The organism is Pseudomonas sp. TE36184, assembly GCF_054060055.1.
In genome coordinates this window covers 5532934-5545828 of record NZ_JBSSCU010000001.1, presented here as the reverse complement: position 1 = coordinate 5545828, position 12895 = coordinate 5532934, and the positions used below count along the sequence as shown (strand labels likewise).

At 59.3% G+C, this 12895-nt stretch carries 12 protein-coding genes; 5 read left to right on the top strand and 7 right to left on the bottom strand.

The annotated features are described in order from the left end of the window. Positions 1-415: 415 nt before the first annotated feature. The gene (locus ACVWZP_RS25060; RefSeq protein WP_457370224.1) at positions 416-1414 is read left to right on the top strand and encodes a LysR family transcriptional regulator; all 999 of its coding nucleotides are present in this window, start codon (positions 416-418) and stop codon (positions 1412-1414) included. A 98-nt stretch (positions 1415-1512) separates the two neighbouring features. On the opposite strand, the gene ACVWZP_RS25055 is transcribed toward ACVWZP_RS25060, so the two are convergent. The 3 genes from ACVWZP_RS25055 to ACVWZP_RS25045 form a co-directional block, all read right to left on the bottom strand. Next, a complete protein-coding gene (locus ACVWZP_RS25055; RefSeq protein WP_457370223.1) occupies positions 1513-2877 on the bottom strand; it encodes a hypothetical protein in 1365 nt (454 codons plus the stop codon). 398 nt (positions 2878-3275) lie between these two features. Further along, positions 3276-3554: a hypothetical protein gene (locus tag ACVWZP_RS25050; protein WP_197089042.1), complete on the bottom strand. Its 279-nt coding sequence runs from the start codon at positions 3552-3554 to the stop codon at positions 3276-3278. A gap of 85 nt (positions 3555-3639) precedes the next feature. After that, complete coding sequence (locus ACVWZP_RS25045) at positions 3640-4557, bottom strand: LysR family transcriptional regulator (RefSeq protein ID WP_046382019.1); 918 nt, start codon at positions 4555-4557, stop codon at positions 3640-3642. Between the two features lie 101 nt (positions 4558-4658). Here ACVWZP_RS25045 and ilvD point away from each other — a divergent pair, with 101 nt between their 5' ends. Next, positions 4659-6590, top strand: coding sequence for a dihydroxy-acid dehydratase (ilvD, locus tag ACVWZP_RS25040; protein WP_457370222.1), 1932 nt, complete (start codon positions 4659-4661; stop codon positions 6588-6590). Between the two features lie 68 nt (positions 6591-6658). Here ilvD and ACVWZP_RS25035 read toward each other — a convergent pair whose 3' ends face one another. Continuing rightward, positions 6659-7102, bottom strand: coding sequence for a tautomerase family protein (locus tag ACVWZP_RS25035; RefSeq protein WP_126588643.1), 444 nt, complete (start codon positions 7100-7102; stop codon positions 6659-6661). A 95-nt stretch (positions 7103-7197) separates the two neighbouring features. On the opposite strand from ACVWZP_RS25035, the gene ACVWZP_RS25030 reads away from it, so the two are divergent. Then, positions 7198-8160 (top strand): GlxA family transcriptional regulator, encoded by a 963-nt coding sequence (locus ACVWZP_RS25030; RefSeq protein WP_079444738.1) that lies wholly within the window; start codon positions 7198-7200, stop codon positions 8158-8160. Between the two features lie 52 nt (positions 8161-8212). On the opposite strand, the gene ACVWZP_RS25025 is transcribed toward ACVWZP_RS25030, so the two are convergent. After that, complete coding sequence (locus ACVWZP_RS25025) at positions 8213-8707, bottom strand: winged helix-turn-helix transcriptional regulator (protein ID WP_046382016.1); 495 nt, start codon at positions 8705-8707, stop codon at positions 8213-8215. 111 nt (positions 8708-8818) lie between these two features. Between ACVWZP_RS25025 and fabF the strand changes: the two genes are divergently transcribed. Continuing rightward, positions 8819-10087 carry a beta-ketoacyl-ACP synthase II gene (fabF, locus tag ACVWZP_RS25020; RefSeq protein ID WP_046382015.1) on the top strand — a complete coding sequence of 423 codons (1269 nt, stop codon included), beginning with the start codon at positions 8819-8821 and terminating at the stop codon, positions 10085-10087. Positions 10088-10200: 113 nt separating this feature from the next. After that, positions 10201-10797, top strand: coding sequence for an NADPH-dependent FMN reductase (locus ACVWZP_RS25015; RefSeq protein ID WP_201021562.1), 597 nt, complete (start codon positions 10201-10203; stop codon positions 10795-10797). Positions 10798-10864: 67 nt separating this feature from the next. Here ACVWZP_RS25015 and ACVWZP_RS25010 read toward each other — a convergent pair whose 3' ends face one another. Both ACVWZP_RS25010 and ACVWZP_RS25005 read right to left on the bottom strand, forming a co-directional pair. Then, positions 10865-11899 carry an alpha/beta hydrolase family protein gene (locus ACVWZP_RS25010; RefSeq protein WP_457370221.1) on the bottom strand — a complete coding sequence of 345 codons (1035 nt, stop codon included), beginning with the start codon at positions 11897-11899 and terminating at the stop codon, positions 10865-10867. Between the two features lie 128 nt (positions 11900-12027). Beyond that, positions 12028-12891 (bottom strand): LysR family transcriptional regulator, encoded by an 864-nt coding sequence (locus tag ACVWZP_RS25005; RefSeq protein ID WP_457370220.1) that lies wholly within the window; start codon positions 12889-12891, stop codon positions 12028-12030. Between the last annotated feature and the right edge of the window lie 4 nt (positions 12892-12895).

The following is a 12895-nucleotide window of genomic DNA, read 5'->3' as shown; positions in this document are numbered from 1 at the left end:
GCGCTTACAGCCTTAGCGGCGGCTGAGAGGCATGCCGAACAAAACTCGTTTGTCCGCAGGATTTATCGATACATCATCAAGGCCCAGGTCAGTTCCGGTGCGCCACTCGCGCGGCCGCCCGTCGCACTGATCAGGACGCCCTGCCGCAACGCGGCCTGCCAATGGGTCCTGGAAGACTGTGATCGGCCCTCGCTGCGACTTCCGACCAATTCGTAGCGGACAGCGCGACGCCTTGGTAATCGTCAAGAATTGCTACTTTCATCACGTCACGTTCCTATATCCGATTTGGTCCGCAAGTACGCCTAAGCCAAGGCTCCATACCAACGGCTGGGTGCGATGCGTGAGATATTGACCGATCGATACATATCTGACAAATTGCTGTTCGTGATGGCATCTATCTCTGCGAGAGATGTAAATGACAACCCTTCGGACCCTCGATCTAAATCTCCTGCATGTGTTTTCCGTGCTCATGGAGGAGAAAAGTGTCAGTAAGGCCGCTGCACGACTATTTATTGGCCAACCGGGTCTTTCGGGCGCGCTGCGACGCCTGCGAGAGACGTTGGACGATGAGTTGTTTGTACGTGTTGGACGAGGTCTGCAGCCAACGCCCAGGGCACTCGCGATTGCACCGGAGATCGCCAAGGCGTTATCTACCATCGAACACGCAGTGCGGGCGCCAGGGGTGTTCGATCCCGCCACATGGGAAGGTGAATTCCGCATTGGCATGTGTGACAACTTCGAGGTAGCACTACTTGGGGCCCTCGCGGCTCGAGTCCGCGAACTCGCACCGCGCTCGCGCGTATTGGCAGTCGCTTCGACGAAGCGCGATTCGGTTCAACTTTTAGAGCAGGGCGCTTACGACGTCAGCGTTTCCGTTCACGAAAACCCACCTTCGTGGCACATGTGTGAGTTGCTATTCCAACAACGTCTTGTCTGCCTTTATGACCCCAGGCAGCTAAAACTGACATTGCCGCTGAGCATCAAAAGCTACGCGAAGGCCCAACATGTCATCGTGTCGTCGGAAGGCGACGGCGCGACAAACTTGGACAGTGTGCTCAGCACTGCCGGGGTCAGGCGCAACATCGTCGCAGGCGTGTCGAGGCACGCGTCAATTGCGCCGTTATTGCTGTCGGTACCGGCGATTGCAACTGTTCCCGAGATCACGGCTTATTGCATGGCGCCGCTTTACGGCCTTGAGGTCACCGCCGCGCCCTTCGAACTGCCTATGGAGCAAATCTCGATGTTGTATAGGCGCACTGATCAAATGGATGGCCGCTCTATTTGGTTCCGGAATATTCTTAAAGAGGTCATATCAGAGACATTAACAAGTCGCACGACGCTGGATGCAGTCGTGCGACTGTCTCGACTTGATCGTCCCCTCTGGACGTGCAAGGACGCGTATCACGATGTCTGAGCATTTTCTCCCTAAGCTCTTGCTCAAAGGTTTGTGATAGCTGCCAGCCATCCGGCGATGGTTGGAGAGTATCTAGAAAACCCGGGGCGATTCAGACCTCACCAAAACCAATACGGCAAAAACTTGGGTGTCGGCTCATTGGCCAACTCCAAATGGTAAGTAACGGAGTTAAAGAAAAACATGTCCAATATAAGGAAGGCGACAGCACCAAAAGAGAAAATCACAAATTCACAATGTGGATGCACGCTGAAACGTGTCACCATCCAAGGCTTAACGGCAACAAGGGCAATCAACCCCATGGACGCACCGAGATAGTTCGGCTGAAGTGGAGTCGTCGCATACAGACCATGAATAAACGCGAGCAGTAACACTCCCAGGCCAACCACTGGCAGGTTTAAGCAAAACCGCAGCAGTTTGTCTCGGATACTTGCAAAGAGAGCGCTGCGATCCACGAAGATGTAGGCAGCCAACAAGGAAATAGCGGGTGTAATTGAAAGTATGTAACGCGCCTTCTTGGAGCTTGGAATCGTGAACAGTACGATCACCACAAGGAGCCAGCCCGAGAGATACAAGAGCATGTTCGTGGCTGGATCAGGTGAGCGTTCAAAAAAGCACTTCCCCTTCTTGGCGATAACGCTCAAAGCGATAAGAGCTGTTACGCCATAGGTCAGCAAGCCGGCAGAGAAATAGAAGTAATAACGAGGCGCGTGGTCACTGCCAAACCGCCCCAGCCCTTGCATGATCAATACCTCTTGTAGAAACGCGTCTCCACCTTGTACGTAGGCAGCCCATGTCAGCACCGCAATGCCTGTGGCCAGGACCAAGCCTGCCAGCAAGCAAAACACAACCAGCATGCGCCATTGCTTGCTCAAAAAATAATAAGCGGCGACCACACTGGCGGGGCCGATCAGACCAATGGGGCCACGAAATGCAAAGCCCAGCGCAAGGCCTGCGAGCACAAGCAGCAAGCGGAAACGTTGTTTGTATACCTCTCCCGTGTAGGCCAGATAAAAACACACCACTGTAAAAAGCGCGGGGTATATATCCAGTGCCAAGGAGTTCACGCCGTCCAGAAATGACCAGGTGAACAGGGCAAACACAACACCATATGCGCCCCATTTTTTCTCATGCAATGCACCGAGCTTGTAAACAAACACCAGCATCAAGGCCGCGGCAACACAGAAGGGAAGGCCCATTGAAAGAATCGATACACGACCAAACGGCAAAGAAACCAGATAAACAAGGAGCGTATTGATCACCGTGTAATCGGGATATGGCCGCAGATCATCCGCAATTGGAAACAGCGTCACCCCATGCGCGAGCATATATTGAGCAAAATCGACAAAGCGCGTTGTGTAATTGAGCACAGCAGGCTTGTATTGCAGCACTGCAAACACGAGAAATGTCAATATAAAAATAAATGAGCATGGCTTTTTTACAGCCATTTCCTTTAGCACTTTCATGTGGACCTGCTATCCCAAAAAACTCGCAGGCTAGCATTTTGCTTTTTGCGCCATCCAGACAAAAACAGTGAAAACTTGTTAAACACATGCGACCTATTGACTCAACTAATCAACTAGCATGCGAGTTCTGAACATCAGCTGAACACACTCTAAAAACATGCAAACAGCCCAGCGCCGGTATTGACTCTCTCACCAATAAACTCTATGGATTCGCCAATTTCGAACTATCGAGCACGGACTAGCACGTACATCGGCGTCATGTTGCATCCAGGGAAATCCCCCGCCGTCGGGTGATATTCGTCATTGCCCGTGTTGTAACCCACCGCACGGTCTATGGCAGCGCCGACCACCGTGGGCTCCAGATCATCAAGATAGAACGGGCCCTCCAGGCCAATGCATCACCAGTTCACAATCATCGGCAACCCGGGACGGAAATCGTGTGCCTGGCCGCTGGCGCCATGATCGATTTCCAGTAAGAGCAGGTGTTCATCACCCTGAACAATTTCAAATCCTTTCAGCTGGTTTGCGCAGGTGGCAGCGGTCGAAAACGCGTGGTGGTCGGGCGTGATAACGCGCAACGATGTCATCTCGCGAAAGCCGTTGGGATGTTCAAACGGCTGCGCTCGCTCAGCAGGCGCCTCATCTGGCCTCTTGGCAAACGAAAGAAAAAACCACATCGGTATTAATTCCCTTTAATCCCAGGCGTTGATTGCCCAACCATGCGGCCACAGGTTAACAACCTCACTCGCCCGCTGCATCGGGTCAACTCATGTCCAGTTCGAGCAATTGACTGGCCATGTTCAGGAAGTTGGCAAGCGTCGGTGTCGTATCGTCGCGTCGGTAAACCAGGCCGGTTTCCAGATGTGGCGCATTTTCCTCCAAAGCGAGATAGCACACCCCCGAGCGAGCGAGATGGCGCAATGACGCCGGCACCAGCGCGATGCCCATGCCTGCCGATACCAAGCTAATGATCGTCTGCATCTGAATAGCGTGCTGGGCAATATGCAGGCTACCGCCGCACGCGGCGTAGTAGCCGGTGACCAGGTCATAGAACGCCGGTGCCGCACGCCTGGGAAAGACCACCAGCGGGCAAGATATCATCGCGTCCGAAGATAACCGGCCCTCCACATCGACCAGGCGCCCGTCCGCCATCCACGCTTGCGGCACAGCGGCAATCAGTGGCTCGACGACCAAAGACCGGTAGGCCAATTGATCGGGGATCGTGGCCCACGGGTTGGCAATGACAATGCCTGCGTGCCCCTTGCCCTCGAGCAGCGCAGCGATCTGAAGATCACTGGTAGCCTCCATCAACGAAAGCTCCACCGCCGGGTACAGGCTGCGGAACCGTTGGACCAGCACGGGAAGAATGCTGTAGTCAGCGGTACTGACAAACGACAGTTCCAACCCGCCGGCATCGCCGCGAAGGATGGCTTGCGCTGTATGACCCAGCGCATCGATAGCCCCCAGCGCGGCCCGCACCTGAGGTAGCCATTGCTCGGCGAACGGGGTCAGCGCCACGCTGCGTTTGGTCCGTACAAACAGCGAGGCACCGACTTCGCGCTCCAGCGCCATGATCGACTGGCTCAACGGCGGCTGGGTCATGCACAGGCGTTGCGCTGCCAGGCTGAAATGCAAAGTCTGGGCGACAGCGACAAAATGCCTGAGCTGGCGAACATCCATTTCTTATACCTCCAGAGACTTAATAATCATTAAATAATATATTTCACAGCCTTCCAACCGATCTTTAGCCTGAGTCCATACCGTCAGCCCAGGAGGACTCAATGCCCGCTTATCGTTCGAGAACCACTACCCATGGCCGCAACATGGCCGGTGCCCGCAGCCTGTGGCGCGCCACAGGCATGACCGATGACGACTTCGGCAAACCCATCATTGCCATCGCCAACAGCTTTACGCAGTTTGTTCCAGGCCACGTACACCTCAAGGACCTCGGCCAACTGGTTGCCGGCGAAGTGATGGCGGCCGGTGGCGTGGCGAAGGAGTTCAACACCATCGCCGTCGACGACGGTATCGCCATGGGCCATGACGGCATGCTTTATTCACTGCCCTCGCGGGAACTGATCGCCGATGCCGTTGAATACATGGTCAACGCGCATTGCGCCGATGCGCTGGTGTGCATCTCCAACTGCGACAAAATCACCCCCGGCATGTTGATGGCTGCCATGCGCCTAAACATTCCGACCGTGTTCGTTTCTGGCGGGGCGATGGAGGCTGGGAAAGCGGTAATCAAAGGCACGCGCCAGTCTCTGGACCTGATCGACGCGATGGTGATCGCCGCCGATGACGCCTATAGCGACGAGGAAGTCGCCGCGGTCGAACGCGCCGCCTGCCCCACCTGCGGTTCATGCTCCGGCATGTTCACCGCCAACTCAATGAACTGCCTGACGGAAGCGCTTGGCCTGGCATTGCCCGGCAATGGCACGGTGCTGGCGACTCATGTTGAGCGTGAGGGCTTGTTTCGCCAGAGCGGGCGGCTGATTGTCGAGTTAGCCAAACGTTGGTATGAACAGGACGACGCACGCGCGTTGCCGCGCAACATTGCCAACCGCGCGGCGTTTGCAAACGCCATGAGCCTGGACATCGCCATGGGCGGCTCGACCAACACGGTCCTTCACCTGTTGGCAGCTGCGCGCGAAGGCGGCGTGGCGTTCAACATGGCCGACATTGACCGGCTGTCTCGCCAAGTCCCGTGGCTGTGCAAAGTCGCGCCCGCCTGCAGCGATGTACACATCGAGAACGTGCATCGCGCCGGTGGCATCATGGCGATACTTGGCGAGTTGGACCGCGCAGGCTTGATCGACACAAGCCTGCCGACAATCCAAGCGCCCACCTTGAAAGATGCGCTGGATCGCTGGGACATCGCCCGTAGCCCAGACCAGCAAGTGCAGACATTTTTCCGCGCAGCGCCAGGCAATGCCCTCACCCAGCGAGCCTTCAGTCAGTCAGCGCGCTGGGATGACCTGGACACAGACCGGTCAACGGGCGCGATCCGATGCGCTGAACAGGCTTTCAGCAAGGACGGCGGCCTCGCGGTGCTGTTTGGCAACCTGGCGCCGGAGGGCTGTATCGTCAAAACAGCCAGCGTCGCCCCCTCCATGTTGGTGTTCGAAGGCAAAGCGGTGGTTTTCGAAAGTCAGGAGGCGGCGGTGGCTGGCATCCTTGGCGACCAGGTGGTGCCTGGCGATGTGGTGGTCATCCGCTACGAAGGCCCCAAGGGCGGCCCTGGCATGCAGGAAATGCTCTACCCCACCAGCTATCTCAAATCCAAAGCGCTGGCCAAGTCCTGCGCGCTTTTGACCGACGGGCGATTTTCGGGCGGCAGCTCGGGCCTGTCCATCGGCCATGTCTCACCGGAAGCGGCGGAAGGTGGACTGATAGGCCTGGTGGAAACAGGGGACGTGATCAAGATCGATATTCCCAACCGTTCCGTTGAACTGAGGGTCGATGAGGCAACGTTGAACCAGCGTTACCACTCGATGGATGCCAAGGAAGGGCAAGCCTGGCAGCCCGCCGCACGGGCGCGAAAAGTGTCGGCGGCACTTCAGGCCTACGCGGCACTGACATCGAACGCGGCTCGTGGTGCGGTCAGGGATGTGACGCAGGTTCAGCATCGAGCTGGCGGCAGGCGAGCATCCCCCCCTGCCCCACCGCGAATCGCAACACTACCGCCAACCGTTTTTCTCGACAGGGACTGAAACAACCGACGGTTCGACCGGGGGACGAATAAGCGTACAGGTGTACGCTTTCTGGCGGGCGCCTATCGTTAGTCAGCGAGATGTCCGTATCCGGCTGCACGGGTGAAGTCGGCCAAATGCCAGATATCACCGTTCGCCCCCCACGTTCCGTCGACAACCTCCTCGATCTGTATCGAGCTCAGCAACCGGCGCTGATCCCCCGCCGCCAGGTTCGATTGTAGGGCGCCATGCAGTTCACTCACGTAGCGCTGGCGCATCGGTGCATCAAGGACGCCGGCGGGCACCTTGACGATGACCATGCACGGGACAACCTGGGCATGAGGAGCAACGCCTCCGCACAGCCATTGATCGGCCTGCACTTCCTCAATCAACACCCAGCACAACATACGTTGCTGAGGGGCATCGCCCATGTGTTCATTAATCATCGCCACGTCGCTCACGCTTCGAAGCAACTGGTGGCGCTGTGGCAGGTTGAAAGCGCCGGTAGGCACCTTGATCAGGATGTTTGGCATGGCGAAACCTCGCGGTTAACTGGAGGCGCCATTGGGCCAGTTATCCCTTCCCTCGATAAGTGACCGATTCGTCTTCTTTCGGGCATAATCGGACAATGTACGATTTCACTGTCCTCGTCTTTCCCGGGGCGTTCGCCTCGAGCGTCGCAGCCACCCTGGACATCCTCGGCACCGCCGCAATACTTGCGCAGCGCCGCGGCCTTGCCGTGCCGCGCTGGCGCGTGTGTGGGCCGCAGCCAGGGTTGAGTACGCTGGGCCAAGGCATGCTGCTGCAGGTTGACGCGCTGACCACAGATGTCGAGGACAACTCCTGCTGGGTCATTCCGGGCCTCGGCATCAGCGACTTCGACGTGCTGCGGCAGCGGCTTGAGGAAGACGTGGTCCTTCAGACCCTGCCAGCGCTGAAGGCACATGTGAATCAAGGCAAGGAGATTGCCGCCTCATGCTCGGCGGTCTTTCTCCTGCATGCCGCCGGGTTGCTCACGGGGCGACGGGTGACGACTTCCTGGTGGCTCGCCCCTTGGCTGTCGAGCATGGCGCCTGACTGCATTGTCGACCCCAACGTCATGGTGCTCCGCGATCCGCCGCTGACGACCGCCGGTGCAGCCTTCGCACAAACCGACTTGATGCTGCACCTGCTGCGCAGACGTCTGTCGCCGGAACTCGCCGACGCGGTGGGCAAGGCCCTGCTGCTCGATGGCCGGCAATTGCAGTCCCCCTTCATCAACCCGGCAATCATGGCCCAGGGCAATACGCTGGTCGCCAACCTCACCGCCTACATCGAAGCACGCCTGCCCCATCCCCCCAGTGTGCCGAGCCTTGCGGCATACGTCGGCATGTCTGAGCGAACGCTGTCGCGGCACCTTCGAAAAGCAACCGGTCTTTCAACTCGCAATCTGATCCAACGCGTGCAATTGAACAGAGCCCGCGTGCTGCTGGAAACCAGCAGGCACTCCGTTGAATCTATCGCCGCGCAGGTGGGATACCAAGATGCCACGGCCCTGCGGCGACTCATGCGCCGCCTGTTGAACGCCTCGCCAAAACAACTGCGCCAGTGAGTTCTAACCGCTGGCAGCCCTTGAGTGCCGCACTCCTCCGCTGCATGGCGCCTTACTCAATCCGGTCAGCCATGCACCCAAACCGCTGACGCATGCCCGCGCTGGCCGCGGGTCCGGCCTGCACGCTGCACTGGTCCAGGGGCACAAGACGGCCATCGGCGATATCCGCCATCACCGGCAGCACCGGCCGCCCCGTCTCCCGCTCGACAATCTGCACGCTTTCCCCTTCTGGCGCGTAATGGCGATTGCCCCAGGCCACGAAGGCCATGAGCACCACGCGGAAATCTTCGCCCTTGGCCGTCGGCACGTACTGGTAGCGCAACGGGCGCTGACTGTAAGGCTGACGCTCGAGCAGGCCCGCCTCCACCAGCGAGTTCAAGCGTCTGGTGAGCATGTTCGGGGCAATATCCAGGCTGCGGGAAAACTCCTCGAAGCGTCGCAGGCCATGCAGGGCGTCGCGCATGATCAAAATGCTCCACCACTCGCCAACCCGTTCCAGGCTACGGGCGATCGGGCATTCGGCATGAATGAGGGTCTTGCGCTGCATGACAGTTCCTTACGGGGTTCGAACATTTGGTGGCCAGGCATGTTACTTTCATAATGATAGTGACGTCCATATGTCGTTACCCCTCCCTTAAGCACAAAGAACTGGATCATCATGAACAAACGCATCGTCGTTACAGGCATGGGCGCGCTGACCCCACTTGGCTGCGGAGTCGAGCAAATATGGCAACGCCTGCTGGCAGGGCAGTCGGGGATCCGCCGGTTGCCACCGGAGCTGATCGGCGATCTGTCGATCAGCATCGGTGGCCAGGTTCCCGACCGCATCCAAGACCCGGAGGCCGGCTTCGATCCGGATCTACTGCTGGCCCCCAAAGAACAGCGCAAGATGGACCGCTTCATTCTGTTCGCCCTGGCAGCGGCCCATGAAGCGTTGACACAGGCCGGCTGGGCGCCGCAAACCCCAGAGGCGCAGGAGCGCACCGCCACCATCATCGCTTCGGGCGTGGGCGGGTTTCCGGCGATTGCCGAAGCCGTGCGGACGACTGACAGCAAGGGGCCACGGCGCCTGTCACCCTTCACCATCCCGTCATTTCTCAGCAATATGGCCGCCGGTCATGTCTCCATCCGTCATGGTCTCAAGGGGCCACTGGGGGCTCCGGTGACCGCATGTGCGGCGGGCGTCCAGGCCATCGGCGACGCTGCACGGATGATTCGCGCGGGGGAAATCGACGTAGCGCTCTGCGGCGGGACGGAGGCGGCCATTCACCGAGTCAGCCTGGCTGGCTTCGCTGCCGCACGCGCCCTCTCGAGCGATTACAACGACACCCCGGAGCGCGCCTCGCGCCCCTTCGATCAGGCCCGCGATGGTTTCGTCATGGGTGAAGGCGCCGGCCTGTTGGTCATCGAAGAGTTGCAACATGCCTTGGCACGCGGCGCCACACCCATCGCCGAGCTGGTGGGCTATGGCACCAGCGCCGACGCGTACCACATGACCGCCGGGCCCGAAGATGGCGACGGCGCCCGCCGCGCCATGCAACAGGCATTGCGCCAAGCCGGCGTGGACGCATCCCAGGTTCAGCACCTGAATGCCCACGCCACCTCGACCCCGGTGGGCGACAAAGGCGAACTCGCGGCAATCAAAGCCCTGTTCGGCACAGACAGCGGCCTTGCGATCAGTTCGACCAAGTCCGCCACTGGCCACCTGCTGGGCGCTGCGGGGGGGATCGAGGCGATCTTCACCGTACTTGCGCTGCGCGATCAGGTAGTTCCGGCGACACTCAATCTGCAAACTCCGGATGCCGCTGCCGAAGGCCTGAACCTGATTCGCGGCCAGGCCCAGCACCTGCCCATGGAATATGCGCTGTCCAATGGCTTCGGTTTCGGCGGGGTCAACGCCAGCGTGCTGTTCCGACGCTGGATCTAAAACCGGATATTGCGTCCGGCTTCAGTGTGGTTGAGGTCTCGGCACCGAGAGGTCGAGACCTCAACATCGGGTGTCGCCAAGCTCCCCGCTGAGCGCTGGATGGCTATGCCGCAATGGTGAACGAAGCTCAGCTCGTGCGAAACTTCACCGACTCACGAATCACGAACGGTGTTGAAATGGTGCGTTTGCTTGCTGTCTCGGGAAGTCTGCGTCAGGCCTCTTCCAACTCAATTTTGCTACGCGCAGTTGAGCATCTATGCCCCGAAGGGGTACAGGTCGCACATTACGAAGGCATCGCTGAATTGCCTCACTTCAACCCGGACCTGCTCGAGGATCCCCCCGAGTCAGTCTTGGCGTTGCGCGCAATTATCGGGCAGGCGGATGGGCTGTTGGTTTCGTGCCCCGAGTACGCTCGAGGTATTCCCGGCGCATTCAAGAACATGCTCGATTGGCTGGTGAGCAGTGAAGAGTTTCCGGGCAAGCCTGTCGCGCTGTTCAACGCATCGCCCAGAGCCAGCCACGCGCAAGCGGCATTGCGGCTGGTCCTGGAAACGATGTCGGCGAGCATCATCGAGCAAGCGTCAATCACGGTTAACCTCCTGTCCAGCCAGTCGAGCGCCGAGGGCATTGCCGCCGACCCGGTGATGGGCCCGTTGATCACTACTGCGCTCGGCGCGTTTAAACGGCGTCTCGAAACTCAGGAGCCTTGAGGCTCCAACATCGCTTGTCGAGTGGTTGCCCGCACGCGTTGATTGCCAACGCTGGCCGCCAGTGCATTCACTGGCTGGCTCTGGCGTGAACCCACGCGTTTATCGTTTCAAGGGCGCCTGGGGCGTAGGCAAGACGACCTTCCATGAGGAACCTCATCGTGGTGAACCAGGACCACTCGCTGGTGAGTTGCGTGTTGTAAGCCGCCGCCTTGAGCAGCCCATGGGTTGCATCCGGTATGACTTCAATCCGGTTGGCGGGATGGTTGCCGCCGAGCGCCTTTCGGTAGAGGGCTGCGCTGGCTTCGGGATCGACATTCAGATCGTCCGCGCCCCACAGCGCAAGCAGTGGAATGTCGAGTTTTTCCAAGGCACCGGTTGCATCTTCGTGAAGATTGCGCCGCACAAACGCCCATCGCTCTGCACTCATGCCGTCCAGAAGGGCAACCGGCGGCACCTGTGCAGCGGCAAACAAACGCTCATCGGCGGCGGCGATCCGAGCCATCGTTGCGTCGATGTCGGGCTCGGACATCCCCGTGCGTTGCAACCGTGTCCGCGTGTAATAGTCACCTTGCCGTTGCCAGGATACCGCGCCCCCGACAAGCACCAGAAAGTCCGCATCCCCCGACGCCAGGCGGGGCAGTACCCAGCCGGCTTGTGAAAACCCAAGCGCACCGACAGGGATTGCTGGCAACTTACTGCGCAGGGCAGACAACGCGCTGCGCACGTCCACGTAGCGGTCCGTCATCGACTGGCTGAGCCAATTCCCCGGCGAATCCCCAATGCCCGGTTTATCCCACGAAACAACCGCAATGCCGGCATCGAGAAGCGCGTTGATGAGTGGATCGTAACCCTGCTGCGACGTGCGATCCTGGGGGCCATCCCCGTGAACCAGAACCACTGCCGCTGTTGCTGCGTGGTCGGGCAGCCAGAGCGTGCCGGCCAGGCGCAGTCCATTTGCGTCGAATGCAAACGGTTCGCTGGCTCTGCGATCCAGACCATAAGTGTCAAGCCGCGCGAGAACAAGCAACGCGATAGCCACGATAAGACAAACGACGGCAATCAACTTTACGCGGTAACGTTTCATCCAGATTTCTTTATGCATAGTCACTCCTTTTTTCCTTTAAAGAGTCCCGGCTGACAGGCCCGAATCTCAGTGCCAATCCCTGACGCAGTGCATGCATTTCGCAACGCCCCGTAGCGCCCTAGCGGCGCTGCTGGCTTCTCGGACGATTAACTGAACTGGCTCGCAAGCATTTCCCTGACGGCCCCGACCAAGGGCGATTCGCCAGGGCGAGGGGGCAACAGGCTAAACTCAACATCCGGCAATCCCGGTAAATGGTGCGCCGACTGGCAGACCTGCGCGCCCATCGGTACTGCGGACGCATTCAGACAAGCGACGCCCAAACCTGCCAATAACGCTGATTGCAGCCCCGCGACGCCGGACGCCGAATGCGCAACCACATAAGGCACCTCGTGAGCCTCCAAGGTCTCTCTGGCGAGGCGCTGCAGGCTGCATCCCTGCGGCAGTACCAAAAGTGGCAACGGGGTGTTTCCCTCCCGCTCAGCCTCGAACCCCGCGACCGACACCCAACGCAACGCCTCCTGTCGCACCGGCAAGCCCTCAGGCAGGCTGCGCCCGTCGAGAATTCGCATGGAAAGGCCGATATCGAAGTCGCCTGAATCTGCCCCGCTCTCGATGTGCATGCTCTTGCGTACCGACACATGCAGGCGAAGGTGCGGATAGCGCACTCGCAGTTTCTTCAACAGGTCGGCGATCGAGCTGGGCAGAAAGTAGTCGGTGATGGCCAGCCGCAACTCGCCGACAAAGGTCACGCCACGCACGCTTTCAAGGGCACGCTCACTCAAGGCAAGCATGTCGCGTGCGTGGACCAATAAGCGTTCGCCAGCCGGTGTCGGCCTGACGCCTTTTTTACCCCGCTCCAGCAACGTAACCCCGGTGAAGGCCTCGAGCTTGCGCAATTGCTCGCTTAACGCCGACTGCGACCGACACAACTTAGGCGCCGCCTGCGCGAGGCTGCCCGACTCCATCGCAACGGCGAAGGCTCGCAAAAGTTCCAGGTCAAAGGGGCGCATGCTC